Below are 25,374 nucleotides of genomic sequence, written 5' to 3'. Positions count from 1 at the left end.
ACCCTACCCGGCCGCCCACGCGCATCCCGCATGAATGACTGCGACCCGTCGCAAACCGCCCTCGACAGCGTCCGAAAGGGCGGTTTGCGACGGGTCGAGGAGAGCCCGAGGGCGAGGGGGTACCCGTGCGGTGGCAGGATGAACGCATGGCGAAAGACCCTCGGCTCGCACTCTCGTTCGGCGCAGCCGCCTCGGCGTACGAGCGCGGCCGACCCGGTTACCCCGACGACGCCGTGGAGTGGCTGCTCTCCCGCGCCGCCACCGACGACGACGCCCTGCCCGACGTGGTCGACGTGGGAGCAGGCACCGGCAAGTTCACGGCCTCGCTGGTGGGCCGGGCCGCATCCGTCACCGCCGTCGAACCCGACCCCGAGATGCGCTCGCGGCTCGCCGCCGCCCTTCCCGGGGTGCTCGCCGTCGAGGGAACCGGCGAGGCGATGCCGCTCGGTGACGCCTCGGCCGACGTGGTGACGTTCGCCCAGTCCTGGCACTGGGTCGATGCCGAGGCCGCCTGCCGCGAGGCCGCCCGCGTACTGCGACCGGGCGGCGTGCTGGCGCTGGTGTGGAACGTGCGCGACGAGTCGGCCGACTGGGTCTCCCGCCTCACCCGCGTGGTCGGCGCCTCGATCGCCGAGGAGTACGACACCGTGCGCCCGGCCGTCACCGAACCGCTGCGGCGCGACGCCCACGCCGAGTTCCGCTGGGTGAAGGAGTTCGACCGCGCCGGGCTGCACGACCTCGTGGCCTCGCGCAGCAGCACCATCGCCCTCGACGACCCCGATCGCGAGGCCCTGTTCCGCGCCCTCGACGACCTGCTCGACACCCACCCCGACCTCGCCGGCCGCGACCGCTACCCGCTCCCCTACCTCACGCGCGTCACCATCGCGCGGGGCATCTGAGGTGGCGACGGGTCTCGAGCGACCGGCCAGGCACACGGTGTTGCGCTCGTTCGCCGGCCATCTCGACGCGACTCCGGATGCGGTCTTCCGCGCCCTCCGAGCCGAGCTCGCCCCGGCCGCGCCCCTCGTCGACGAGCCCGCGCGAACCCTCGTGGTGCAGGGCGAGTGGTGGTACCGCGCCGAGTACCGCGTGCGAACCGCCGCCGAGCACGCCGGCGCCGCCGGGCCCGCCGGCGGGCACGCCGCCACCGACACCCTGATCGAGCACGAGATCGTGAACGTGGCCGCCCGTTGGCACCGCGCCGCCCCCATCGCGGGCCGTGCCGAGCTGCGCGAAGCCCCCTACGCCTTCCAGCGTCTGCTCACCGCGGTGCAGACCCACCTCGACTCCGCCACACCCCTGGCATGACCCCGCGCACCAAGCCCAAGCCCAAGCCCCCCGGCATCGGTCTCCGCGGCGAGCGCGGCCCGGTGCTCGCCGCCCTCATGGTCACCACGGGCCTCGTGGCGATCGAGGGCACCATCCTCGCCACAGCCGTGCCCTCCATCGTCGACGACCTCGGCGGCTTCGCCCAGTTCCCGTGGCTGTTCTCCATCTTCCTGCTGGCGCAGGCGGTCTCGGTGCCCATCTACGCGAAGCTCTCCGACATGATCGGGCGGAAGCTGGTCATCCTGGTGGGCATCGGCCTGTTCCTGGTGGGGTCGATCCTCTGCGGCTTCGCCTGGAGCATGCCGGCGCTCATCGCCTTCCGCGCCCTGCAGGGTCTCGGTGCGGGCGCCGTGCAGCCGATGGCCATCACCATCGCCGGCGACATCTACTCCGTCACCGAGCGCGCCAAGGTGCAGGGCTACATCGCGAGCGTCTGGGCGGTCTCGTCGGTGGTGGGCCCCACGCTGGGCGGGCTGTTCTCGGAGTTCACCTCGTGGCGCTGGATCTTCTTCGTCAACATCCCGCTCTGCCTCGTGGCCGGCTGGATGCTCGTGCGCCACTTCCACGAGCGCATCGAGCGCCGCCCGCACCGCATCGACTACGCGGGGGCCGCTCTGCTCACCGTGGGCATGACCGCACTCATCCTGGGGCTGCTCGAGGGCGACCAGGCCTGGGGCTGGATCTCGCCGCCGAGCCTCGGCGCCTTCGCGCTGGCGTTCCTCACCATCGTGGGCTTCGTTCTCGTGGAGTGTCGTGCCGCCGAGCCGGTTCTGCCGCTCTGGGTGGTCTCCCGCCGACTGTTGCTCACCACCACGCTGGTGAGCCTCGGCATCGGCGCGATGCTCATCGGGCTCACCTCCTACGTGCCCACCTATCTCGAAGGCTCCATCGGCGTCTCGCCACTGCTGTCGGGTCTGGCACTGGCCACCCTCACACTCGGCTGGCCCGTGTCGGCGTCTCAGGCCGGACGGCTCTACACCCGCATCGGTTTCCGCTCGACGATGCTGATCGGCATCGGCATCTCGGTGGTCGGCACGGTCGCCCTGGCCCTGCTGGCCGCGACCCCGTCGGTGGCCGGCGTGGCCATCCCCTGCTTCGTGATCGGCCTCGGCTTCGGTCTGGCCGCCACCCCCGGGGTGATCGTGGCCCAGTCGAGCGTGGCCTGGAACGAGCGCGGCGTGGTGACCGGCAGCAACCTCTTCGCCCGGTCGATCGGCAGCGCCGTGGGGGTGGCCGTGTTCGGCGCCATCGCGAACGGCATCCTCGCGCAGGCCGCCATGAGCGGGGCGACGGATGCCGGCGGCACCGCGAGCGGCGCCCCCGGTGCGGCGGCCGGAGCGGGCGACCCGGTGGCCATCGTGGCCGCATCCGGGGCGGTGTTCACGGCGGTGGCGGTGGTGGCGGTGGCGACCGCCGTGGTCACCCTCCTGATGCCGCGCACCCGCGTGGAGGACCTGCGGCCGGCCGGCGACGGCGGGGCCTGACCCCGGGCGCGGCGCACCGCTATCGTGGGGGGCATGCCCGAGACGATCGACGGCGATCCGCCGGCCGGAGCACCCGGCGCGACCCGTGCGGCCGGAGCACCCGGCGCGACCGGCGCGGCCGAGCGCGTGCCCGGGCACGGCCCGCGCACCCGGCACCGTCGCGTGTCGCTGAGCGCCGTTCTCGACAACCTCTTCTTCGTGGTGGCCGGCGTGGCCGCCGTGTGGCTGGCCTACCTGGTGCTCACCGAGGGCTTCGAGTCGGGCTGGGCCCAGGTGTGGTTCTACCTCGTGTTCTGGGTTCTGGTGGCCTACATCGCCCTGCCGCGTCTGCACCGCATCCTCACCAACATCTACGTTCCGAACTACTTCATCGGTCGCACCCGCACGAGCGACGGACTGCTCGGCGACCCGGTGAACCTCGGGCTGCTCGGCTCGGAGCAGCAGCTGCACACGGCCATGCAGGCCGCAGGGTGGACCAGGGCCGACGACCTCTCGCTGGTGAGCGGACTGCGGATCGTGTCGTCGACCGTGCTGCGGCAGAGCTACCACGAGGCTCCGGTGAGCCCGCTGATGCTGTTCGGCCGCAACCAGGACTTCGCCTACCAGCAGGAGGTGAAGGGCAATCCCGCCAAGCGCCACCACGTTCGGTTCTGGCGGTGCCCGGAGGGCTGGCTGCTGCCGGGAGGGCACGCCACCGACTGGCTCGCGGCCGGCACCTACGACCGGGCCGTCGGCTTCTCGCTGTTCACCCTGCAGATCACCCACAAGATCGACGAGAACACCGACGTCGAGCGCGACCACATCGTGACGACCGTGCGGGAGGCCGATCCGGCCGTGGCCGTCGAGGTGCTGCGTGACTTCGCCACGGGGTACCACTCGCGGAACGGCGGGGGCGACGCGATCGTCACCGACGGCGATCTGCCGGTCATCGACCTGCGGGCCGTCACCCCGTCGGCCGCCGCCGTCGCCGCGGCGGAGGCGCCGGTGCCGACACCGCACGTGGGTTCCAATCCCTCCCCGGTGCCCGACAAGACCGTGCGGCGTCCGGCTCCGATCGTGTTCGGGGCCGCCGTGGTGGTGCTGCGCGCCTTCACTCCGCTGCTGCTCATCGCCACCGTGCTGTTCGACTGGAACGGGGCCCGCGACCTCGTCTCGATCGACACGGGCGATCCGATGCCGAGCGACATCGACCCGAGCGATCTGGTGCTGTGGGTGCTGGTGGGGGTGTCGGCCGCGTTCGGGCTCGCCCAGGTGCTGTTCGGGGTGGTGATGTTCTTCGGCAGCAACGTGGCGCGCGTGATGGTGATGACGTTCAGCACCATCAACCTGCTGATCGCGCTGGTCGACCACCTGGGCGGAGCGAGGATCACCCTCGGCACCAACCTCATCGGGGTGTCGCTGGACATCCTGATCCTGGTGGCGCTGTCCAGCGGCCGCGCCCGGGACTACGCCCGTCGCCCCCGAACCAAGAAGGCGGAACGCGGCGCGCTGTGACCGGTCAGGCGGCGATGACCGTCAGGCCCATGCCCACCATCGACAGCGCGACGACGGCCGACACGATCGCCACGTTCGAGAGCACCCCGACGGGCAGACGGCCGGGCAGGGCCCCGCGATCGACGGACTCCATCGCCTGGGTGAGGTTGCTGAAGGCGCCCAGATCGAAGCCGGTGGCCCCGGTGGCCATGAAGTGGCCCTCGGTGTACTCGATCATGCCGGCGTACTCGCCCCGGCGGGCCGCGATCCAGAGCTTCGACTCCGGGGTCGACCAGTTCAGCGGCGCGGCGATGGAGGCGCTGGGCGCGCCCTCCTCGATGCGGGGTGCCCTGGCTGCCGTGATGTTCGTGAGAAGTGCCATGGCGAGTCCTTCCGACCGAGCCGTCTGATAATTAGACAGACTAGCAATAAGGCCGTCAGGCTACTCAGGGATTGATTCTCTAGTTCGCTTGGTGTATGGGTCAGCCCACGTGGGCCGGCATCCGCACCAGCAGTGCGCCCGGGTCGATCCAGGTCTTCATGGCGATGGCGGTGCCGAACCCGTCGCCGTCGAGCTCGATCTCCTCGGGGCGCTGCAGCCGCAGCACGAGTTCCTTGCCCCGCAGGTAGTTGAGCGCCCGCACCTCGCGCGCCGAGCCCATCAGGCGGCGGCCCACGGAGGTGCGGCGCAGCACGCCGTTCTCCCAGAAGATCTTGCCCATGATCTGCAGCCACCCGAAGAACCCCTCCGGCCTCAGCAGCACGATGTCGAACAGGCCGTCGTCGACGGCCGCATCCGGGAGCAGCAGGATGTTCGCCGGCAACGACCCGCAATTGCCAACCATGATCGTGTGCGCGCGAACGCTCCGCGCCGGCTTGCCGTCGAGGCTGTACCGCAGACGCAGCTGGTTCTTGTCGCGCAGCACCGTCACGATGGCCTTGGCGTAGGCGAGCCAGCCCACCTTGGCCTTGAGCTCGTCGTCGGTGGCTGCGAGCATCTTCGCGTCGAGTCCGAGCCCCACCATCACGAGGTAGGCGTGCTTGGTCACCGTGTCGTCTTCGTGCCGGATGCGCACGAGCCCGAGATCGATCGGCCGGTCGTGGCCGGTGAAGGCGGTCTGCAGGGCGTTCTCGACGTCGTCGAGCGTGAAGTCGAGGTTGCGGGCGAGAAGGTTGCCGGTGCCCGAGGGCAGCAGGGCCACGGGTACCCCGGAGCCGTGCAGGACCTCGGCGACGGCGCGAACCGTTCCATCTCCCCCGGCGGCGATCACGAGGTCGACACCCTCCTCGAGGGCCTTCTTCGCCGGCCCCTGACCCGGGTCGTCGACCGAGGTCTCCAGCCAGAGGGTCTCGCCCCAGCCCGATGCCGACTCCTGGGCCGAGACCGCGGTCTTCAGAGCATCGAGGTCGACTTTGATGGGGTTGTACACGAGAGCGGCGCGGGGCGTGGTCATGCGGGCGACGGTACCACCGAGGCGCCGCGACGACCGCCCCCTTGCCGCCGAGGCCCGGGCACCCCGTCGCCCGGCACCGTCAGAGCTCGGGCCACCCGTCGCCCGGCACCGTCAGAGCTCGGGCGCGGGGAATGCCGCCCCGAACACCGCGGTCAGATACCGCCGGGCCGTGCCGGAATCGCCGTCGAGATAGGCGTTCACCGCACCCCGGGCGCTGGAGGCCGCGCGCTCGACGGGGAACTGGGCCTCCAGCGATCGCCCGAGCGACGCCGTGGCCCGCACGAGCTGCACCCCCGACGGGCTGGTGAGGTCGGGAAGCGGGCGCAACCCGTCGGAGGAGAGCCGCTCCCACACCCAGCACACATCCCAGAGCAGACTGAACGACCGCTGCTGCAACGACTGCCGGAGAGCTACGGTCTCGAGGTAGTACGACGAGACGGCGACCCCGTGAGTGTGCTTCCACGCCAACAGCAATCGGATGAGGTCACGCAACGCTCCCCCGTCGTCTACCCGCGAGAGCAGCAGTTCGCGCGCCTCCGGAAGGTGCTGAACCCACCGATGTGCCGCATCCGCCACCCACAGCGCTGCGCCATCCACGTCCTGACCGCCGGCGGAGCCGGCCACCTCGTAGGCCGGCCGGAGCTGAAGACCCGCCGTACCCGGACGCTCGACGACCACCGAATCGGCGTTCTCGACCCTCGGGGCGAAGGAGGCGAGGGCGCGGGCCGGCTCTCCGCCCGCCCCGACGCCTTCGACGAGCGCGGCCTGGAGGGCGTCCAGCGAACGGGCCGGGGTGCGCGGTCTCGCGCCCCGCAGCACCACCAGCACATCCCACCGGCTGGCACCCGCGACCGCCGTACCGTGCGCGAACGACCCCGTGTCGGCCAGGCGGCGCACGCGATCGCTCCGGAGCAGGGCGGCCCCGGCATCGCCCCGGAGGAAGCGCGTCTCGTCGACCTCGACCGCATCCGGGCGGAGGGCAGCGGCGAGCGTCGTGAAAGCGTCGGCGATCTCATCGGGCACGGTGCGTCCTCCCGGTCACGAATGTACTCGCACCCGAGGTTCGCCGCCGCTCCCCGACCGGTTGCCCGCGGCGGGTCAGCGCCGCGGTCGCTTGTACCGGCTGTCGGCCAGCTCCCAGAGGTCGAACTCGCGTACGCGGCGCATCCGTTCGGCGCGGTGCCGGCGGTAGTCGTCGTCGACCACCACGTCGGCGGCCACGCGCACCCGGTCGAGTCTCGACTCGATCTCGCGCGAGATCTCCTCCCAGGCCCGGGTGCGAGCGTCGTCGACGAGCAGGGCGACCGCCACGTCGTCGGCCGAGTCGCGACGGATGCGCTGGGCCACCTCCTCGTACACCCGGCGTCGGGCGCCGAGCATGTCGACGTCGCGCGCCTTGTAGTCGTGCTGGTGGCGGGCCACGCCGCGGTCGCTCTGGGCCTCTTCGATCACCTCGCTGGCGTGCTCGGAGTTGTGCTCCTGCTCGAGCGCGAGCTCCTCCAGCACCTCCCGGGCGTAGGCGGCGGCCGTGCTCGCCTCGAACGACCGGTCGTCACGGAGGGCGGCCACGATGAGGCGGTTCTTCAGCGCCAGAACAGCCGAGAACCGGGCGATCAGCACGCCGTCGGCGATGGCGGCGTCGATCTCGTCGGCCGAGAGGGGCTCGGGGGGTGCGATCGGCTCGCCGCTGGCCAACCAGCGAGGTCGCTTCACGCGCCGCCGCACCATCTTCGTCTCCTCGTCGCTTCGCTCCGCATCCAGCCTACGGCGTGACCGAGCCCGCCGGGCCGGCTGCGCACATACGCCGGGCGAGCCAGTCGGCCGCCTCCGATCGCGTCAGTTCACCCGAGCTGAGCAACCGCGCGAACTGCACCGCCGCATCCGTCAACCGCCCGTCGGCGGAGTCGGGATGATCGCGGCCGAGCACGATGCTCGCCCGCCGGGCGATGCCCGGGCCCAGGCGCGCCGCCACCGCCACGATGCCCGCGAAGTGGCGCGCCTGACCCCGGGTGGCGTCGTCGAACGGCGGGGCGAAACCCGTGCCGCGGATCACGTTGCGGCCTCCCGTGGCGGCGTCGATCAGCCAGAACGGACCGCGGCGCACCCCCGCCGCCTGCACGCCGATCTCCACCATCAGACGACGGGCCGACCACGCATCGGGCGCGTTCTCGACGATCTCGCCGACGAGCGAGCAGAGTCGGGCACAGGCATCCATCTCGTCGACTCTAGGACGGTACGGCGACGGCCGCCGTGAGCGCCTTCGCTTCGCATTGCGAAAAGTTTTACCGTGTGCAATTATTTCTCCGTGACCACGACTTCCGCCGCCCCGACAGCCGCGTCCGGCGACGCCGAGCAGCCGGGCCTCCGCGAGCGCAAGAAGCGCGAGACGGCCAGGGCCATCGAGGTGGCCGCCGTCGAGCTCGCGGCCGAGCAACCGCTCGCCGACGTCACCGTGGAGGCCATCAGCGCCCGCGCCGACATCACCAGCCGCACGTTCTTCAACTACTACGCCGGCAAGGAGGACGCGGTGCTCGGCAACTCCCGCGCCTTCCCCCGCCTCGGGTTCGGCCACATCTCGTGGCGCGCCGGGGTCGGCGTCGTCGAGACGCTGGTCGAGGCCGTGATCGAGGAGCTGAGCGCCTTCGACCTCGGCTCGGCCGAGTACCAGATGAAGAAACGGCGGGTGATGCTCGAGAATCCGCACCTGCTCGCGCGCGACTTCCAGACCCTGGGCGACATTGAGGCCGAACTCGCCGAGGCGGCCCGACGGCTGCTCGACGCCGAGGGCGTGGTGCCCGAGCCCGAGCGCGAGGAGCGCGCCTGGGCCGTCGTGGTGCTCGTGGGCGGCGTCATCCGGCTCGCCATGCAGCGGTGGAGCCGCGGATCGGGCTCTCGCTCCCCGGTGGGCACCTACGTCACCGAGGCTCTCGAGTCGCTTCGCACCGCCGCCGCGGCGCACCCCGTTCCGCCGGCCGACCCCACAGACTCCCCCTCATCTCCATCCGCCCGACGCACGCCCGACTCCTCGAGGAACGCATGACCACCGAACCCGACATCAGCAAGGCGGCCCCCGCGGCCGTCGACGACCCCGCCACCGGCCTCACCAAGCGCCGTGTCAACCTCATCTTCGCCGCCCTGATGGTGGCGATGCTGCTCTCCGCCCTCGACCAGACCATCCTCGGCACCGCACTGCCCACCATCGTGGGCGAGCTCGACGGCGTGAACCACATGCTCTGGGTGGCGACCGCGTACATCCTCGCCTCCACCATCGTGATGCCGGTCTACGGCAAGGTGGGCGACCTCATCGGCCGCAAGTCGCTGTTCGTCATCGCCCTCAGCATCTTCGTGTTCGGGTCGGCCATCGGCGGATTCGCCATGTCGATGGAGTGGCTGATCGCGGGCCGGTTCATCCAGGGCCTCGGTGGCGGCGGGCTGATGATCCTGTCGCAGGCCATCATCGCCGACGTTATCCCGGCCCGTGATCGCGGCAAGTACATGGGCTTCATCGGCGCCGTGTTCGGCCTGTCCTCCGTGGCCGGCCCGCTGCTCGGCGGCCTCTTCACCGACACCCTGAGCTGGCGGTACGCGTTCTGGATCAACGTGCCCCTGGGCCTCGCCGCAATCGTGGCCGCCGTCGCCCTGATCAAGCTGCCCGCGCGCGACCGCTCGGCGAAACCGAAGATCGACCTCGCCGGCATGATCACGCTCGCCATCGCGGCGTCTGCCCTCGTGCTCACCGCATCCTGGGGCGGCACGGAGTACGAGTGGAACTCCCCCGAGATCATCGGGCTGATCATCGCCACGGTCGTCGCGGGTGTCGCCTTCGTGCTGATCGAGCGCCGGAGCTCCGAGCCCGTCATCCCGATGTCGCTGTTCGCCAACCGCAACTTCACGCTCACCACCCTGGGCGGTCTGGCCATCGGCATCTCGATGTTCGGCGCCATCGGCTACATGCCCACGTTCCTGCAGATCGTCAACAACGTGAACGCCACCACCTCGGGCTTCATGCTGCTGCCCATGCTCGCGGGTCTTCTCGTCACCGGCATCGGCGGCGGCTTCCTGATCTCGAAGACGGGCCGGTACAAGTGGATGCCCATCGTGGGCTCGCTCGTGGTGGCCGGCGCCCTCGTGCTGTTCTCCACGATGCGCGCCGACACGCCACTCGGCCTGGTGCTCGTCTACCTCGCGGTGCTCGGCCTCGGAATCGGCCTGGCGCTGCAGGTGCTCGTGCTCATCGTGCAGAACTCCGTGCCGCACTCGATGGTGGGAACGGCCACCGCGGGCAACAACTTCTTCCGCGAGATCGGTGCGTCGCTCGGTTCTGCGGTGGTGGGGTCGCTCTTCGTGGCCCGGCTCACCGAGCAATTGGCGGCATCCGCGACTCAGCTGGGAGGCGGGGGCGGCGCGCTGCCCACCGACACCAACGCGCTCACCCCGGCGGCCATCAACGCGCTGCCGCCCGAGGTGCACACCATCATCGTGGAGGCGTACTCGAACGCGCTGAGCCCCGTGTACCTCTACCTGGTGCCGCTGATGCTGGTGGCGGCACTGCTGCTGTGCTTCGTGAAGGAGATCCCGCTCGAGACCACCGTGGTGCGCCCCGAGTAGCAGCCCCACCCCCGCGACTCGTCCCGAATCGGGCCGCGACACGGCGTGTCGCGCTGATTCGGGACGAGTCGCGGGGGCGCCGGCGGGTCAGCGGGGCGGGGGTGCCCAGAACGGGTCGCGGCCGATGAAGCCGAGCAGGCGGGTCGGCGCGTCGGAGCCCTCGGGCACCTCCACCTCCGGCCCGTACTGGGCGGAGCTGCGCATCACCTGCTCGATCGGCCGCATGCCGGCGAGCAGCCGTTCGGCGAACTCGGCATCGAGCTCGATCGGCTGGCCGGTCGCCACGGCGAGATCCCACGAGTGCATGAACACGTCGGCCGTGTAGAACATGTCGACGGCCACTGCCAGCGGATGCGCGCCCGTGTGCGGGTTCGAGAAGCGGCGATCCGCGGTGGCCGGGTCGTCGAGCAGCGCCTGCACCTGCGCCGCGTGCTCACGCCACGCCCCCACCGGGTCGACCGCGACGTCGGGACCGCTCCGCAGCACGAGACCCGTGCCCGACTCGAGGAACCCGGGGAACCAGCCCACGAGGTGGCCCACCACGTCGCGCGCGGTCCACCCCTCCACAGGGGCGGGCGCATCCCACTCCCCCTGCAGCACGCCGCGCGTGAGCTCGGCGAACCTCCCGGCCACGACCTCGTGGCGACGCGCGGCATCCTCGGGCAGCATCCGCTCACGCTACCGCCCCACTCCACCGACGCCTCCCCCGCAGGTCGGCGCGGCGGCTAGGCCGAGACGCCCTCGGTGCGCGGGAAGCGCTCGAAGAGCTTGTCGAACACCGTGTGGCGGTCGAACTGCAGCGCGTAGGCCCGCGCCTCGTCGGCCCACTGCCGACGCTGCTCGGGCGTGGTGTGCAGCACGGCCCGGTCGATCGCCGCGGCCACCGCCTCCGGGTCGTTCACGGGAACCACGATCGCGTGATCGCCGATGGCCTCGCCGATGCCGCCCGTGAGCGTCGTGATCACGGGCCCGCCACCCGCCAGCATCTTCTCGGCGAGAGCGATGCCGAAGGTCTCCACGAACTCCGGCCGCGGCTTCGACGGCAGCACGAACGCCGCGCAGCCCGCCATCAGGTACGGCTTCTCGGCATCGCCCACATCGTCGAGAAAACGGATGCGGTGGGCCAGCGGCGAAGCGGCCGCCAGCTCCCGCAGCACCCCGGCCTGGGGCCCGCGCCCGGCGATCACGAGGGGCAGCTCCGTGGTGCGCCCCACCTCGCTGCGCTCGAAGCCGCCGATCAGGTCGTCGACACCCTTCGCATCCGTCAACCGGGAGAGGAAGAGCAGGTACCCGTCGTCGACGAGCCCGCGCGACTCGAGCTCGGCGAACTTGGTTTCTTCGTCGAGGTCGAGGTAGGCCGCCGCATCGATGGCCGGGTACGACACCACGATGCGGTCACGGCACTGCTCGGCGAACCGGGTGCCGTGCTGCTCGTCGACCCGCTCGGCCTCGCTGATGATGAGGTCGCGGGTGTACTCCGACACGGCCACGCAGTGGTCCTGGCTGAGGTACGACGAGAGGATGTGCGCGGCGGCCCCCAGCCGCCCCTCCTCCACCGCGGTGCGCACCACGTTGGTGACGTCGCTGCCCACGGCCTCGGCGATGGTGGTGACGTTCACCGGAAGGCCGGTGCCCCAGGCGGCGCGTACGGCGTCGGAGACCGCGATGGTGTGCGGGCTGAGGTAGAGCGAGAGGGCCACGGTGGGCACCCCGTCGGTGAACAGCTCCACCAGGCGGCCGGTGATGCCGGCCAGGTAGCGCCCGTCGGGAACCTTGTAGTCGCCGACCGGCGCGGGTCGCTCCACGATGATGCCCGGGCTGTAGGGCAGCACCGAGTCGAGCGGCTTGAGCGGCAGGCCGGCCGCCTCGAGACGCTCGATCGGCCAGGTGACGATGCGCACCTCGTCGAAGCCGCGGGTGAGAGCCGTCTCGGCGAGGTTGCGGCCCTCCACCGAATGGCCGCAGATGACCGGATCGGCGCGCACCACGATGACCAGGCGATTACGGATGGCGTTCATGGGGTGTCTCCTGTCGTGCCGGGCTCACGGCCCTCGTGGTCGGTGTTCGGGTGGTCGGTGTTCGGGTGACCGGTCTCGGCGTGCTCGCCGGCGGGGCGCTCTGAATCCGGGTGTCGTGCCGCAGCGGGCGCATCCGTCACCTCGGTCGCCGCCCCCAACTCCTCCTCCACCTGTTCGGCGGTGAGCGACTCGGCCACGAGCGACGCCACCTGCTGCGCCGAAGCGAAGGCTGCTGCGGCACCCGCCTCGGCCGAGCTCACCGCGGTGGCCGAGTGGTCGGCCGGATGCGACGGCGGCAGCACCCGGGTGCCCCACTCACCGGGTTCCGGCCCGAGCTCCACCATGAGCTGGCCGCCGCGGTGCAGCTCGTCGCCCGAGATCCAGGTGCGTTCGAGCGGATGCCCGTTCAGCCACATGCGCTGCACGTACTGAACAGGGCCACCGGCCACCGGTTCGACGAAGCCCTCGGTGCGGATGACGAAATCGCCCCCGCGCACCGCCATCGTCGCCTCACGGAACGAGGGTGCGTTGACGAGGAAGATGTTCTGCCCCGCCACCGGGAAGATGCCGAGCGACGCCCACACGTACCAGCTGCTGAGCCCGCCGGAGTCGTCGTTGCCGGGCAGCCCCCCGCGGCCGGTGCCGAACTGCTGGTGCACGATGTTGTGCACGATCTCGGCGGTGCGGTCGGGGCGGCCGGCGTAGTGGTAGGTCCACGGCGACTCCATGTCGGGCTCGTTGTTGAGCCCCTCGAAGCGCCCGAGCACGTACCCGGCGAGCAGTTCCTGCGCATCCGGACGGTTGCCCGGCTGAGTCACGGGCTCGGCACCGTAGCCGAAGAACGCGTCGAGCTGTTCGACGAAGCGCTCGGTGCCCCCGCTCACCTCGATGCGGCCGGCCATGTCGTGCTGCAGGCGGAACGAGTAGTTGTACCGGCTGCCCTCGTAGTAGGTGGAGTCCTTCAGCAGGCCCGAGTCGGGGTCGTAGGCGTTGATCCAGCGCGCCGCGAGCGCCTCGAACTGGGTGGCCAGCGCCTTGTCGCCCACCTGGCGGGCGACCTTGGCGGTGCACCAGTAGCCGAAGGCGAGGTCGAGGGTGTGACTGATCGGATGCGCCTCCCCCCGCAGCAGGAACTCCTCGCCGTAGGTGCGCCGCAGGTCGTCGGACATGTGCACCAGCGCCCACTCCCAGTCGACGCCCGGGATGCCCGCCTGGCACAGGTCGGCCAGGAAGGTGTGCGCGAGCGCGCTGCCCTGCCGCGAGAACCGGTCACCGCCCCTGGCCAGCCGGTAGCCGATGGGGAAGTTGCCCTCCTCCTCGCAGATGGTCAGCAGTGCGTTGGCGAGCTCGACGGCCTTCTCGGGGAAGAGGGTGATGAGCAGCGGCAGCTGCGTGCGATAGATGTCCCACATGGTCGAGAGGTCGAACGCGAACGGTCCGTCGCTCGGCCAGAACGGGCTCTCCGAGGGCGCGAAGCACGGCTTGATCAGCGAGTGGTAGAGCGCGGTGGAGAACACCGTCTTGCGCTGGGTGTTCGGGGTGTCGACCGCGATGGTCTTGAGATGCTTGCGCCAGGTCTTCTGGGTGCGCTCGCGGCGCGCGTCGAACCGGGCCGGGCCCGGGCCGCAGTCGGCGCGCAGGTTGCGCTCGGCCTGCTCGACGTTGCGCAGCGAGAAGCCGATGCGCAGCTCGATGGTCTGCCCGGGCTCGCTCGGCCCGGCCCACATCAGTCCGAACGGCCGCAGGGTGGTGGGGCGGATGTGGTCGAGCGCGAGCTTGGTGCCCCCGGGCATGAGCCGCCGGTCGTACCAGAGCATCTGCCGCCACTGCGGGTTGTCGCACTCCACGTGAACGGCGATCGAGGCGCCCTCGGCCACGATCTCACCCCGCGCCACACCCGGTTCCATCGACTCGAGGTTGGCCCGCAGCGGAATGGTGGCACCGTAGGGAATGCCGAGCCCGCCGAGCGAGAAGTCGATCACCACCCGCGCGTTGGAGTGCCGCGGGAACGTGTACCGGTGCACCGCGCTCTTGGGCCCGACGGTGATCTCGGCCGTGACACCCGAGTCGAGGGTGGCCGAGTAGTACCCCGGGCTCGCGCTCTCCTCCGTGATCTCCCAGGTGCGGCCCAGAACGTCGAGCGGCTCCACCATCGGCGTCACGCGGAAGTAGTTGTAGTACTTGCGGATGGCGCCGGTGCCCGACTGCTGGAAGTGCGTGAAGCCGCTGGCCAGCTGGGTGTCGTGGATGGTGCTCGGCACCCCCTCGAGACTGAGGTCGTAGCGCCCGTACCCCGTCGGGTAGGCGCCGGAGTAGGCGCAGGCCGACACCATGCCGAGCGGGAAGGTGGCACCCGGGTGCGTGTTGCCGATCTGGGGCTTCGGCCACCACCAGGTGGCGGCGAGCCCCGTCTGCGGCGGCAGCGCCGTCACCTCGGTGCCGATGAACGGGTCGACGCGGTCGATCATGCGCACGCGCTCCTCTCGATCGGCGTGGTGGTTGTGGGAGCGTAGGTTTCGGCTGCGACCGAACGGTGAACGCCGGGTGTCCGAACGGCGAACGGATGCGACGCGGGGGTACGCGGCTGGTTCATGGGGCTCCTCGGGGTCGCGGGGTGGGTCGGGGCGAGTCGGTGGGTGGTCGGGGCGAGTCGGCGGGTGTTCGCGTGTTCGCTGGGCGGGTCAGGGCGGTGGTGCCGTGAGCAGCCCGGCACGTTCGGCGAGATAGGGCTCCAGGGGCGTGAACCCACCCGCGCCGGGCCGCGCGTTCCAGCGCACCTCCACGGTGTCGCCGCGCAGCGCGAGCAGCGGCTCCGGATCCCCCGCCGCCACCGCCGACGCGGCGGCACGCAGGGCAGGCGCATCCAGGGCCAGGGCGCGCGTGTCGAAGTTCACGGTGTCACCCTCGGCGAAACGGCCGAACGCGGCGCGGCGGTAGTCGCGGCGCTCCTCGGCGCGCGGGTTCTGGTTGGTGACCCGGCCTGGTTCCACCGCCCGGGTCACCTGGCCGACGCCGTGCAGGCCACCGGCGCCGTCCAGCAGCAGCACGCCCAGGCGCCACACGCGCCCCAGCGGGGTCATCACGGGGCCGCGCCGAAATCCGAGAATGGCCCGCCGCTCGTCGAACCGGGCCAGGGCCTCGGTCCGGGCATCCGTTCTCTGCAGCTCGGCCACCGTGTCGGCCAGCACGCGGGCGAGCCGGGCGGCGACCGCCTCGTCGCCCTGCTCGGTGCCCCCGCTGGTGCCGCTCATACGACGACGCTACCGGTCGCCCCGTTTCGGCCGTGTTACCGGATGCCGTGGTCTCACTCGCGACGACTCAGGGACGCGTCGACCGCGGCGATGGCAGAGACGCACCCGACCGCAGCAACTCCCGCCAAGCTGACAAGGGCAATCTGCTCCACGCGCGGGCCGACAACGAGGATGCCACCGACCGCGACGCACGAGGTCGCTGAAGCACAGGCCGCTGCGGCCTGCAGCCACCGCGAGAAGCGGACGGCCCGACCGGCCACCAACGCGAGGAAGGCGACCACCCCGACCGGAAACCCCAGGGCCGCACCGATAATAGCGCCGTAGGTGGATTCGGCGAAGACGTGCATCCAGTAGACCGGAGCAACCGAACCCGCAGCGTCGACCAGGGCCGCCGGCGTGGTGGCACCGACTGCAAACACGATCCCCACCCAGGAGCCGGCCAGGATGCCAACCGGGAGCATCCAGACCGATCGTGCCGCGCTGATCGAACCGGGCGGCTCGGTGAAGCGTGCGCTCACGATCGTCCCTCGTCGGAACACGATCGCCCGATTCCGTCGATCACAGCCAAGCCGACGATCGCATACAGCAGCGCGACTACGGCGAACGTTAGCAATCGAGCATCGAAGGGAATCACGAGCACGTAGACGGAGAGCGCGATAGTCACGCCCGCGGCACCCAACAGGACAGCCCAGATAGGCCGCACTCTGAGTGCCCAGGCGATCAACAGCCCCGGAACCGCGGCGGCTCCCATCAGACCGCCTGAGAACGCACCGATACCAGCGCCGACGACCATAGTCACGACGGTCAGGCCGGGCGAGCCCGTCCCGCCCTCGGCTGAAGGGTCGAACAGCTGAATCGGTACGAAGATCGACAATGTATAGATGATGCCGATGCCAACTCCTTGGACCACGCCGCCGGCAACCGCTATCAAGGCGAACTCCGCCGATGGCCGGAAGGGCGCCCGGGTGCCTTCCACGAAGGCACCCGGGCGACGGTGACCGCCTGCGGTCATACTCCGCCGCTCGATCCGGTGGCGTTGTTGGCTACTCCCTGCCAGAAGGTCAGCCAGTTGAACCCGGCAATCTTCGAGTTGGCCACGTTACGGGCGGGCCCGAGGTCACGTTTCACCATGGCGTGAACGTACAGGTGCAGGTAGCCGCTCGGGTCGTTGTACCACGAGAACGTGATCAGCGATCCGGCTCCGTCGAAGTGACCCGGCATGGCCAGGAACTGCAGTGCCCCTCCGTTGGCCGTCTGCGCCTTCACCGGTGCGGCGGTCCACTCGAGCGAGAACGGGCTCGCGTTCAGCGGGAGGACCTGACCGTCGACGGGATAGGCGCGGGGTGCTCCGTTGATCGGGAACTGGCAGTTGAAGCAGCTGTGGAGCAACCGGTTCGCGGCGAGGTCGGACGCCTTGGGGTACCGCGCCGAGTAGAGCGGCAGGGCCGCCGAGAAGTCGTACGCGTAGTACCAGTTCGGGTCCAGGAGCACGGGGTAGGCCGTCTGCGCGTCGAGGTCGACGTGCTGGGTGAGCGTGTCGCCCGCCCACTCGTAGCGGGTCGGCAGGTCGCGGCCGGCGGAGTCGCGGGCCCACGGGGCCCCGAGGGTGCCGATGTAGTGGCCCTCGGCGTCGTGAATCAGGGTGTCGCCGACCGGCAGCTCCGTGCGGCCGGCGCCCTCGGGGAGGTCGAAGGTGTAGGAGAACGCGTCTCCGGCCCCGGGACCGGCGAGGGCCGTGAGCAGGCGCACGCCGTTCATGAGCGGCTGCACGTAGGCGGCGGCATCCGCGGGCGCACCCGGCTCGCGTGCGGTGCCGTCGACAGCGAACGACGTGATGCCGTCGGCGCTGGTCACTGCCTGCCCGCGGGCGTCGTCGACGGTGATGGTGACCGGCAGGCCGGCGCCCTCCGTCTCGGCCGGCGAGAGCTCGACCACGGGAGCTCCTCCCCCCGTCGACACCTGCAGCTCGAAGGGCCGGGCGCCCTGTTCGGCGGCGATGGCGTCCGCCTCGGCGGGTGCCGCCGGCCGGCTGGTCTCGGCCAGGAGGTCGGGGGCGATCCGGCCGAGGACGGCAGCCGAATCGGCTACCGACAACGGACCGGAGCGGGACGGTGGATCGTTCTGGGCGGCGTTCGCCGGAAGTGCGCCGAGGGTGGCCGCCGCAGCGGTCGCGACCACGGCCAGCGCTGCGGAGGCACGCCGCAGCATGGGTCGGTGGAGTCGTGACATCGAGTTTCCTTTGATCGAATTCGACCGTTCCCCGGGCCTGTTCGCAGGCACAGCATATACACATATGGCGTTCGTGCCGCATGCTTTGCGAGTATTTCTCGAAACTCGTCCGACACGGCTCGTTCCAACCCGCGGATGTCGGCGGGCGAGGGCAGAGTCGTCCCATGAGCGACATCGACAAAGAGACCCTCCACGGCTACCTCCGCGTGCGCCGCGACGACCTTCGCGGCAAGCTCGACGGCCTGGGCGAGTACGACCTGCGCCGCCCGATGACCCCCACGGGCACCAACCTGCTCGGGCTCGCCAAGCACGTGGCGAGCGTCCAGCTCGGCTACTTCGGCGACGTGTTCGGCCGACCGGGCCGCGCCCTCCCCTGGCTGGCCGACGACGCCGGCCACGACGACGACCTCTGGGTGCCGGCCGAGCAGTCCTCGGGCGACATCTTGGAGCTGTGGGAGTACTCGAACGCCCACAGCGACGACACCATCCGGTCGTTGCCGCTGGATGCGCGCGGCGAGGTGCCGTGGTGGCCCCTCGAGCGGCGCTCCGTCACCCTGCTGCAGATCCTCGCGCACATGGCGGTCGAGACGGCCCGGCATGCCGGTCACGCCGACATCCTGCGCGAGCTCATCGACGGCAGCATCGGCAACGGCCCGGCCGACCCGAACGTGCCCCCGCGCAGCCCCTCCGAGTGGGCGGCCCACCGCGCCCGGGTCGAGTCGGCCGCCCGCGTCGCGGCGGGCGATGAAGCCTGATGTCAGCGCACCACCCCGCGAACACGCCGACCACTAGATGTCGACGGCGGGCGCACCTCGATCCGGGTCGACCCCGAGCGCCTGCAGCATCGCGCGCGCCTTCAGCAGCACCTCGTCGTGCTCCTCCTCCGGTACCGAGAGCGCCGTGATGCCGCCGCCGACCCCGATGGTGGCGCCCTCGTCGTCGAGCACGATCGACCGAATGACCATGGCGAGGTCGGCGCTCCCGTCGCGCCCCACCCACCCGAACGCCCCCGAGTACAGCCCGCGAGCCCGGTGCTCGAGCCGATCGAGGATGCGGACCGCGCTCAGCTTCGGCGCCCCCGTCATCGACCCGGCCGGAAACGCCGCCGCCAGCACCTCGGCCGTCCCGAACCCCGGGCGCAGCCGGGCGCTCACGGCGCTCACGAGCTGATGCACCTGCGGATGCGTCTCCACCTCGAGCAACGACACCACCTCCACGCCACCGGGCTCGCTCACCCGTGCCAGGTCGTTGCGCATCAGGTCGACGATCATCACGTTCTCGGCCCGTTCCTTCACACTCCGCACCAGGTCGTCGCGCAGCGCGGCGTCGGCCGCGGCGTCGGCCGACCGCCGCCTGGTGCCCTTCACGGGGTAGGTCGTCACCACTCCGTCGGCCACCCGCACGAACCGCTCGGGCGACGAACTCAGCAGGGTCACGCCGTCGATGCGCACCACCCCGCCGTGCGGTGCCGGCGAGACGGACCGAAGCCGCTCGTACACGTCGAGGGCGTCGAAGGGCGACCCGCCCGGCGCCGGCCGCACCTCGATCTCCGTCGACAGGTTCAGCACGTACGCGTCACCCCGCTCGATGGCCCGCTGGCAGGCGCGCACCGACTCGAGATACTGCGCCCGCTCCGCGCGCCACCGCACCTCCGGCAGCGGCGCGGCCATCGAGCCCGCCACGGCGCCGTCGTCGGCGCGCTCCGAGCTCGTGCCCGTGCCCGTGCCCGCGCCCACCAGCGCACCGAGCCGGGCCGCCGTGCGGTCGCGCCATTCTGCGAGCCCGGCGTCATCCCACCCGCCCGCCACCGCGATCAGCTCGATGCGCCGCAGCCCACCCACCGCCGGGCCGATCGCGATGGCCCGGTCGACGCGCAGCAACGCGGCATCCGGATGCACCGACCCCACCTCACCGGCCACCCCCATCGTCTCCCGCGTGAGCCCGTAGCCGAACCACCCCACGAGGCCGGGCACGAACGGCGGGGCGTCTGTGTCTGTGTCAGTGTCTGTGTCTGTGTCTGTGTCAGCGTCGGCGTCTGCGTCTGCGACCGGCAGCGGATCGGCCCGCCACGCCGCCTCGAGCCCACCCAGCGCGCGGATGACCCCGTCCCGCGCATCCCATCGCACGCCGGTGCCGATGATGCTCCACCCGTGGGCGTCGTCGAGCCAGAACGCATCGCCGGCGTCATGCCCGAAGAACTCGCGGAACACCGCCGCCGGCGACACCGCCGCCGCTGCCGACCGGTGACGCAGCAACCGCGATGACATCCCTCGATTGTAGGACTCGGGGGGCGTTCGCTGAGCGGCCATTCCGGCAGCGCAGGGCGAACAGTAGCACCACCTTCCCAGCGAGGGCCACTACCATTGTCGGCACTACCTACCGGTACCCGCTCACGCCCGCCCCGCTCCCCGAAACGAGGAAAATTGGACGTCCCCGGATACATCTGGACACTGACCATCGTCGGCATCCTCGGCCTACTGGCCTTCGACTTCATCTTCCATGTGCGTAAAGCGCATGAACCCACGTTGAAAGAGGCGGCCATCTGGTCGTCGATCTATGTGGGCATCGCCATCCTGTTCGGTATCGGCATCCTCGTGTTCGGTGGCGCCACCGCCGGTTCGGAGTACTTCGCCGGCTACATCACCGAGAAGGCCCTGTCGGTCGACAACCTGTTCGTCTTCCTCATCATCATGGCGAGCTTCGCCGTGCCGCGGGCCGACCAGCAGAAGGTGCTGCTGTTCGGCATCGTGTTCGCGCTGATCGCCCGCACCGGCTTCATCCTCATCGGTGCCGCGGCCATCTCGGCGTTCTCGTGGGTGTTCTACCTGTTCGGCGCCATCCTCATATTCACCGCGGTGAACCTGCTGCGCCCGCACGACGAGAGCGGCAAAGACCCGCTGATGGTCAGGGTCGCCAAGCGGCTCATCAAGACCAGCGACAACTACGACGGCGACAAGTTCTTCACGGTCGAGAACGGCAAGCGCGTGCTCACGCCGATGCTGCTCGTGATCGTGGCGATCGGACTCACCGACATCCTGTTCGCGCTCGACAGCGTGCCCGCCATCTACGGGCTCACCGAGAACGTGTTCATCGTGTTCACGGCCACGGCGTTCTCGCTGCTGGGCCTTCGTCAGCTGTACTTCCTCATCGACGGACTGCTCGACCGGCTGGTGTACCTCTCGATCGGTCTGGCGGCCATCCTCGCCTTCATCGGTGTGAAGCTCGTACTGCACGCCCTGCACGAGAACACGTTGCCGTTCATCAACGGCGGCGAGCACGTCGAGGTGTTCGAGATCAGCACCGGGCTGTCGCTGTCGGTCATCGTCGGAATCCTGGTGGTGACGGTGATCGCGTCGCTGCTCAGCCCGAAGGGGCGGGCGCGGAACTTCGCGTCGGCCATCCGGCGGCACGCGACGGATGCGGTCGACTCCTCGAAACCCCACGACGAGCGGGCCGAGTCGTTCGAGCGCATGCGCGCCACGCAGCAGAAGGCCGAGGCCCTGCCCGAGAAGCATCGCACGGCGGTCGTCGCCGACGAGTCGCTGCAGGCGGCGGTCGCCCGCGCCCACGAGGAGCACACCCCGCGCTGAGCCGTGGGTACCCCTGCCCGGCCCGTGGGCGCGCCGCCCCGGGGTCACCGCGCCCCGGGCCTGCCGCACCCCTGCAAACCAGATCCGTCACTTTTCGCCCCAAAAGTCGCCTTTTCGGGCGGAAAGTGACGGATCTGGGGTGTGGGTGTGGGTGCGGGGTCGGGTTCGGGGGCGGGGTTCGCCGCGGGGTTCTGCACAGGGAGCCGACCGTCGCGTCCTTCCACAGCCGCGCGACACCAGCTGGTGCCGCGCCACTGTCGCGTCTAGGGTGGTGACGCCTGATGGGAACGGGCAGCGGCTCTCCGGAGGTGCCCTGTGCCCACTCCCGCATCCCTCGCTCCACCCGACCCCTCGCAGGGGCCTCAGCGGTCGCGCGATCGCCCACGGACGGCCGATCGATGACCGCCGATCACACCCTCGCGTGGGCCGCGCTGCTGTCGTCGCTGGCCATCCTGATCTGCGGCGGGCTCACCCTGCTGGCGGTTCGCGTACGAGGCGTCCGCCGCGTCAGGCCGCGAACCGCGACGCCCACCGCCACGCCGCCCTGGCCACCGGCCGCGTTCGCGAACGCGCCGGCACCGCCCTCCGTATTCGCCGACGCTCCTGGTCTGCCGACCGCGTCGGTCGGTGCGCCGTCCTGGCAGGCGGCCGCCTTCGCCGACCGGCTGCCACCGCCGGCCGGGCCGCTCGGTGACACCCGGCCTCGCCAGGGTTTCGCCGCCCGCACCCCGAGTGGCTCCGCATCCGCGACGCTGCCGGATGACGACCGCATCGTCACCATCCGCTTCGGGGGCTCCGACGGCGGTGTCTACGTCACCGACCACGGCGACATTCCCCACCTGCCGAACCCGTCGGCCACCTCGAGCCTCGCGCACGCCGCCGACCCGCCACCGCCGATCACCGTCGAACTGATGCCGGTCGATCCACCACGCCCGTGGATCATCCCCGACGTTACCGATCCCGACTTCGGCCGCACCCGTCTCGGCCCCACCGGTCTCGGCCCCACCGGTGTCGGCCCCACCGGTTTCGGCGACCGAGCCGAAGAGCTGCCCGATGAAGCATCCTGACTCGGTCGGGCCTCGCCGGCGGCATCAGCGCGCGGCGACCACCCCGAACATCGCGAGCTCGGGCGAGCCGAAGCCGCCGAGCTCGCTCCCCCGGGCATCCGTCGCAACGAAGGCTTCGCCTGCCTGCTCGATCGAGCCCACCTGCTCCCCCGTCTCCGAGATCACGACGTGCCAGCTCGACGCCGACACCTGCACCATGGTCACGTTCTCGCCCGAACCGTCGTTCGAAAATCCATCGGTCACGCGGATGCCGCCTCAGTCCTTCTCGGGTTCGGGCTCGGTCGTCGGCACACCGTCGGGCCCGAGATCCGATTCGATGTCGTACGGGTCGGGCGCATCGACGGGCTTCCCGCCGGGCGAGGCGGGCTCGTGATCCGGCTCGGTCATCTGCTCGCCGTCGGGCTCGCCGGCCTCCACGCCCGCCCCGTCATCCTGAGAACCACTGTTCAGCACACCCACGAGAACTCCTCCAACGCTGCGGCGACGGTCGCGCGGTACGCACGACCGCTCCCCAGCCTGCACCCCTCCCGCGAATTCGGCTCCGACCACCGACCACCGCCGATCCTGCGGCCGCCGTTCGCGCGGCCTCCGCCGATCGCACGGCAGCCGTTCACACCGCAGCGGTTCACACTGCCACCGGTCACACCACCACCGATCGCGCGGCCGCCGTTCGCGCCGCCGCCGTTCGCGCCGCCGCCCGCCCTACTGCAGGAACGCCTCCTGTCGGAACCCTCCCCGTTCCACCACGGCCACCGTCGACTCCGGCACCTCCGTGAACACCCCCGGCAGATCGCTGAGCGGCTCCGACACCACCACCCGCGACCCGCTCGCATACGCGCGCAGCCGATCGAGGTCGGGGTACATCTCCTGCAGCGTGCCGAGGTCGGCCGAGTGGAAGAGCGTGCGCGAACGCCCCTCGGTCGAGTAGCGGAAGGCCCAGATCGTGCTGCCGTCGGACACCGCGAACGTGCCCTGAACCGGGTTCGCCACTCCGAGGCCCGCGCCGATCTCCTCCACCTCGCGGATGGCACGCCCCAGACCCGCGACGGGATCGTTGCGCAACCCGCGGCTGAGGGCCAGAGCGAACAGCGCCTCCGAGTCGGTGGTGCCCCGGATGTGCGGGAACAGCTCCGGATCGACGGCCAGCAGAATGTCCCGCCGCATCGCCGAGAACCCGCGGAGAACCCCGTTGTGCATGAACATCCAGTTCTCGTGCCGGAAGGGATGGCAGTTGGTCTGCTGGATGGGGGGCCCGCTCGCCGCCCGCACGTGGGCGAAGAACAGCGGCGTCTCGACCGCGTGCGCGAGCTCGCTGAGGTTCTCGTCGAACCAGGCCGGCTCCGTGCTGCGGAACAGGGCGGGCGCCTTCCCGGGGGTCTGGCCGGCCGGATACCAGCCCAGACCGAACCCGTCGCCGTTCACGGTCTCCTTGCCGAGCGGCGAATGCAGCGACTGCGCCACGAGCGAGTGCGGTGTCTCGAGAATCAGACTCGACGGATGCAGCGGCTCCCCCGAGTACGCCACCCACCGGCACATCCGCGGCCCTCCGATCGCCCGCTCGTGCCCCGACCCTACGCCCGCCTGCCGCCCACCTCCACCCCTGATGAGTTCCGGCGGCCTGACCGCCCCACGTCGACGCACACCTGGGGCACACTGGAAGGCTGCCGAAAGGAGAACCATGAGCACCCCACCCCTCACCGCCGCTGAGGTCGCTCCCGGCCTCGAACCGGTCGCCCATGTCTTCACGACCCTTCTCGAAAGCGGCCGAGAGCTCGGCGCCGCCCTCTCCGTGCACCGCGGCGGCCGCGAACTCCTCAGCGTCTCCGGCGGCTGGAGCGACACCGCCCGCACGAGCCCCTTCACACCCGCGACCCTCGTCCAGGTCTTCTCGGCCGGTAAACCGATCGCCGCAGCAGCAGCCCTCACGGCCGTCGCCGACGGCATCCTCACCCTCGACGACCCGATCGGCCGCTGGTGGCCCGAGTACGCGGCCGCCGGCAAGCAGTCCACCACCCTGCGCCACCTCCTCAGCCACCGTGCCGGGCTCCCGGGGTTCAGCACCGCAGCGGCCACGATCGACGCCCTCGACCGCGACGCCCTCATCGCCGACCTCGTCGCCGCGGCCCCTGTCGCACCTCCCGGCGAGGTCATCGCCGAGCACGCGCTCACCTACGGGCACCTCATCGAGGGCCTCCTCGCCGCGGCCGGGGCTCCGGATGCCCGTTCCGCCGCAGCCCGCCTCGGCGAACTCACCGGCTCCGAACTGCGTTTCGGGGTACCGCCCGCCGAGCAGCACCGGGTCGCCGATCTCGAGATCCTCGACGCGACCTGGGTCGACCGCTACCTCGCCCGCGACGACACGAGGCATCTGCTCGAGACCCCCACCGGGCACCTCGACCCCGCGCGGCTGAACACGGCGGTCTGGCGAGCGGCCTCACTTCCGGCCTCAGGCCTCTTCACCACCGCCACGAGCCTGGCCCGCTTCTACGACGACCTCCACCGGCCCGACGGAGCCATCGCCGGCCGCCTCGGGAGCCGCCTGCACGCCGAATACCTGTCCCCGCAGGCCGTGGGCCACGACCTGTTCATCGACGGTCCGGTCGAATGGTCGCTCGGCCTCCGGGTCGACGACGGCGAGATCGGCATGGGCGGAATCGGCGGCTCCTGCGCGTGGTACTCCCCGGCGCACGACTACTCCTTCGCCTTCGTCACGCGCTCATTGGCGCACTTCGATCGGGTCGACGCCCTGGCCGATGCCCTCGAATCCGCCCTGGCCGCCTGACCGCACCCGCAACCCCCAGCCGCCGGCCGCCCGTCGCCTGCGGCCGCAACCCCCCGCCGCCCACCGCCCGGCAGCCGCCCGCCGCCCGG

General features: G+C 71.0%; 26 protein-coding genes. 10 read left to right on the top strand and 16 right to left on the bottom strand.

The features are described from left to right. The first annotated feature begins 146 nt into the window (after positions 1-146). From ACEXOR_RS10860 to ACEXOR_RS10845, 4 genes are read left to right on the top strand one after another with little or no spacing between them, the layout of a single operon-like run. Positions 147-899 (top strand): class I SAM-dependent methyltransferase, encoded by a 753-nt coding sequence (locus ACEXOR_RS10860; protein WP_374849654.1) that lies wholly within the window; start codon positions 147-149, stop codon positions 897-899. 1 nt (position 900) lies between these two features. Then, complete coding sequence (locus ACEXOR_RS10855; RefSeq protein ID WP_374849653.1) at positions 901-1,308, top strand: hypothetical protein; 408 nt, start codon at positions 901-903, stop codon at positions 1,306-1,308. Continuing rightward, complete coding sequence (locus tag ACEXOR_RS10850) at positions 1,305-2,813, top strand: MFS transporter (RefSeq protein WP_374849652.1); 1,509 nt, start codon at positions 1,305-1,307, stop codon at positions 2,811-2,813. Before ACEXOR_RS10855 ends, ACEXOR_RS10850 begins: the two co-directional genes overlap by 4 nt. A gap of 33 nt (positions 2,814-2,846) precedes the next feature. Then, on the top strand, positions 2,847-4,307 hold the full coding sequence (locus tag ACEXOR_RS10845; RefSeq protein WP_374849651.1) for an LssY C-terminal domain-containing protein: 1,461 nt from the start codon (positions 2,847-2,849) through the stop codon (positions 4,305-4,307). 4 nt (positions 4,308-4,311) lie between these two features. Here the strand turns inward: ACEXOR_RS10845 and ACEXOR_RS10840 are convergent, their stop codons facing one another. The 5 genes from ACEXOR_RS10840 to ACEXOR_RS10820 form a co-directional block, all read right to left on the bottom strand. Continuing rightward, positions 4,312-4,668 carry a hypothetical protein gene (locus tag ACEXOR_RS10840; protein WP_374849650.1) on the bottom strand — a complete coding sequence of 119 codons (357 nt, stop codon included), beginning with the start codon at positions 4,666-4,668 and terminating at the stop codon, positions 4,312-4,314. Positions 4,669-4,768: 100 nt separating this feature from the next. Beyond that, positions 4,769-5,740 carry a diacylglycerol/lipid kinase family protein gene (locus ACEXOR_RS10835; RefSeq protein ID WP_374849649.1) on the bottom strand — a complete coding sequence of 324 codons (972 nt, stop codon included), beginning with the start codon at positions 5,738-5,740 and terminating at the stop codon, positions 4,769-4,771. Between the two features lie 111 nt (positions 5,741-5,851). After that, entirely contained in the window at positions 5,852-6,763 is a 912-nt protein-coding gene (locus ACEXOR_RS10830) for a hypothetical protein (protein ID WP_374849648.1), read from the bottom strand. Between the two features lie 75 nt (positions 6,764-6,838). After that, a complete protein-coding gene (locus ACEXOR_RS10825; protein ID WP_374849647.1) occupies positions 6,839-7,468 on the bottom strand; it encodes a hypothetical protein in 630 nt (209 codons plus the stop codon). A gap of 34 nt (positions 7,469-7,502) precedes the next feature. Continuing rightward, on the bottom strand, positions 7,503-7,955 hold the full coding sequence (locus ACEXOR_RS10820; protein WP_374849646.1) for a hypothetical protein: 453 nt from the start codon (positions 7,953-7,955) through the stop codon (positions 7,503-7,505). A 90-nt stretch (positions 7,956-8,045) separates the two neighbouring features. On the opposite strand from ACEXOR_RS10820, the gene ACEXOR_RS10815 reads away from it, so the two are divergent. Continuing rightward, positions 8,046-8,780 carry a TetR/AcrR family transcriptional regulator gene (locus ACEXOR_RS10815; protein ID WP_374849645.1) on the top strand — a complete coding sequence of 245 codons (735 nt, stop codon included), beginning with the start codon at positions 8,046-8,048 and terminating at the stop codon, positions 8,778-8,780. Then, entirely contained in the window at positions 8,777-10,348 is a 1,572-nt protein-coding gene (locus tag ACEXOR_RS10810) for an MDR family MFS transporter (RefSeq protein WP_374849644.1), read from the top strand. Before ACEXOR_RS10815 ends, ACEXOR_RS10810 begins: the two co-directional genes overlap by 4 nt. An 87-nt stretch (positions 10,349-10,435) precedes the next feature. Here ACEXOR_RS10810 and ACEXOR_RS10805 read toward each other — a convergent pair whose 3' ends face one another. The 7 genes from ACEXOR_RS10805 to ACEXOR_RS10775 form a co-directional block, all read right to left on the bottom strand. Next, positions 10,436-11,017 carry a TIGR03086 family metal-binding protein gene (locus tag ACEXOR_RS10805; RefSeq protein ID WP_374849643.1) on the bottom strand — a complete coding sequence of 194 codons (582 nt, stop codon included), beginning with the start codon at positions 11,015-11,017 and terminating at the stop codon, positions 10,436-10,438. 56 nt (positions 11,018-11,073) lie between these two features. Then, positions 11,074-12,366, bottom strand: a complete 1,293-nt coding sequence (locus tag ACEXOR_RS10800) for a glycosyltransferase family 4 protein (RefSeq protein WP_374849642.1) — start codon at positions 12,364-12,366, stop codon at positions 11,074-11,076. Next, entirely contained in the window at positions 12,363-14,834 is a 2,472-nt protein-coding gene (locus ACEXOR_RS10795) for a glycoside hydrolase domain-containing protein (protein WP_374849641.1), read from the bottom strand. Before ACEXOR_RS10795 ends, ACEXOR_RS10800 begins: the two co-directional genes overlap by 4 nt. Positions 14,835-15,047: 213 nt before the next feature. Beyond that, positions 15,048-15,617, bottom strand: a complete 570-nt coding sequence (locus ACEXOR_RS10790; RefSeq protein WP_374849640.1) for a hypothetical protein — start codon at positions 15,615-15,617, stop codon at positions 15,048-15,050. A 53-nt stretch (positions 15,618-15,670) separates the two neighbouring features. Beyond that, entirely contained in the window at positions 15,671-16,135 is a 465-nt protein-coding gene (locus ACEXOR_RS10785) for a hypothetical protein (RefSeq protein ID WP_374849639.1), read from the bottom strand. Further along, positions 16,132-16,593 carry a hypothetical protein gene (locus ACEXOR_RS10780; RefSeq protein WP_374849638.1) on the bottom strand — a complete coding sequence of 154 codons (462 nt, stop codon included), beginning with the start codon at positions 16,591-16,593 and terminating at the stop codon, positions 16,132-16,134. Before ACEXOR_RS10780 ends, ACEXOR_RS10785 begins: the two co-directional genes overlap by 4 nt. Before the next feature lie 32 nt (positions 16,594-16,625). Beyond that, positions 16,626-17,846: a hypothetical protein gene (locus tag ACEXOR_RS10775; RefSeq protein ID WP_374849637.1), complete on the bottom strand. Its 1,221-nt coding sequence runs from the start codon at positions 17,844-17,846 to the stop codon at positions 16,626-16,628. Between the two features lie 164 nt (positions 17,847-18,010). On the opposite strand from ACEXOR_RS10775, the gene ACEXOR_RS10770 reads away from it, so the two are divergent. After that, the gene (locus tag ACEXOR_RS10770; protein ID WP_374849636.1) at positions 18,011-18,601 is read left to right on the top strand and encodes a DinB family protein; all 591 of its coding nucleotides are present in this window, start codon (positions 18,011-18,013) and stop codon (positions 18,599-18,601) included. Between the two features lie 33 nt (positions 18,602-18,634). On the opposite strand, the gene ACEXOR_RS10765 is transcribed toward ACEXOR_RS10770, so the two are convergent. Then, positions 18,635-20,113 (bottom strand): anthranilate synthase component I family protein, encoded by a 1,479-nt coding sequence (locus tag ACEXOR_RS10765; protein ID WP_374849635.1) that lies wholly within the window; start codon positions 20,111-20,113, stop codon positions 18,635-18,637. Between the two features lie 156 nt (positions 20,114-20,269). Here ACEXOR_RS10765 and ACEXOR_RS10760 point away from each other — a divergent pair, with 156 nt between their 5' ends. Both ACEXOR_RS10760 and ACEXOR_RS10755 read left to right on the top strand, forming a co-directional pair. Next, complete coding sequence (locus tag ACEXOR_RS10760) at positions 20,270-21,436, top strand: TerC family protein (protein WP_374849634.1); 1,167 nt, start codon at positions 20,270-20,272, stop codon at positions 21,434-21,436. A 398-nt stretch (positions 21,437-21,834) separates the two neighbouring features. After that, positions 21,835-22,503: a hypothetical protein gene (locus tag ACEXOR_RS10755; protein WP_374849633.1), complete on the top strand. Its 669-nt coding sequence runs from the start codon at positions 21,835-21,837 to the stop codon at positions 22,501-22,503. Positions 22,504-22,527: 24 nt separating this feature from the next. Here ACEXOR_RS10755 and ACEXOR_RS10750 read toward each other — a convergent pair whose 3' ends face one another. From ACEXOR_RS10750 to ACEXOR_RS10740, 3 genes are all read right to left on the bottom strand, one after another. After that, positions 22,528-22,746: a hypothetical protein gene (locus ACEXOR_RS10750; protein ID WP_374849632.1), complete on the bottom strand. Its 219-nt coding sequence runs from the start codon at positions 22,744-22,746 to the stop codon at positions 22,528-22,530. 12 nt (positions 22,747-22,758) lie between these two features. Continuing rightward, the gene (locus ACEXOR_RS10745) at positions 22,759-22,962 is read right to left on the bottom strand and encodes a hypothetical protein (RefSeq protein ID WP_374849631.1); all 204 of its coding nucleotides are present in this window, start codon (positions 22,960-22,962) and stop codon (positions 22,759-22,761) included. A gap of 243 nt (positions 22,963-23,205) precedes the next feature. Then, entirely contained in the window at positions 23,206-24,039 is an 834-nt protein-coding gene (locus ACEXOR_RS10740) for a class II glutamine amidotransferase (RefSeq protein WP_374849630.1), read from the bottom strand. A 142-nt stretch (positions 24,040-24,181) separates the two neighbouring features. Between ACEXOR_RS10740 and ACEXOR_RS10735 the strand changes: the two genes are divergently transcribed. Further along, positions 24,182-25,285, top strand: coding sequence for a serine hydrolase domain-containing protein (locus tag ACEXOR_RS10735; RefSeq protein WP_374849629.1), 1,104 nt, complete (start codon positions 24,182-24,184; stop codon positions 25,283-25,285). The last annotated feature ends 89 nt before the right edge of the window (positions 25,286-25,374 follow it).

The organism is Herbiconiux liangxiaofengii (assembly GCF_041927335.1).
GTDB lineage: Bacteria > Actinomycetota > Actinomycetes > Actinomycetales > Microbacteriaceae > Herbiconiux > Herbiconiux liangxiaofengii.
This window is presented reverse-complemented; position numbering and strand designations above follow the sequence as displayed.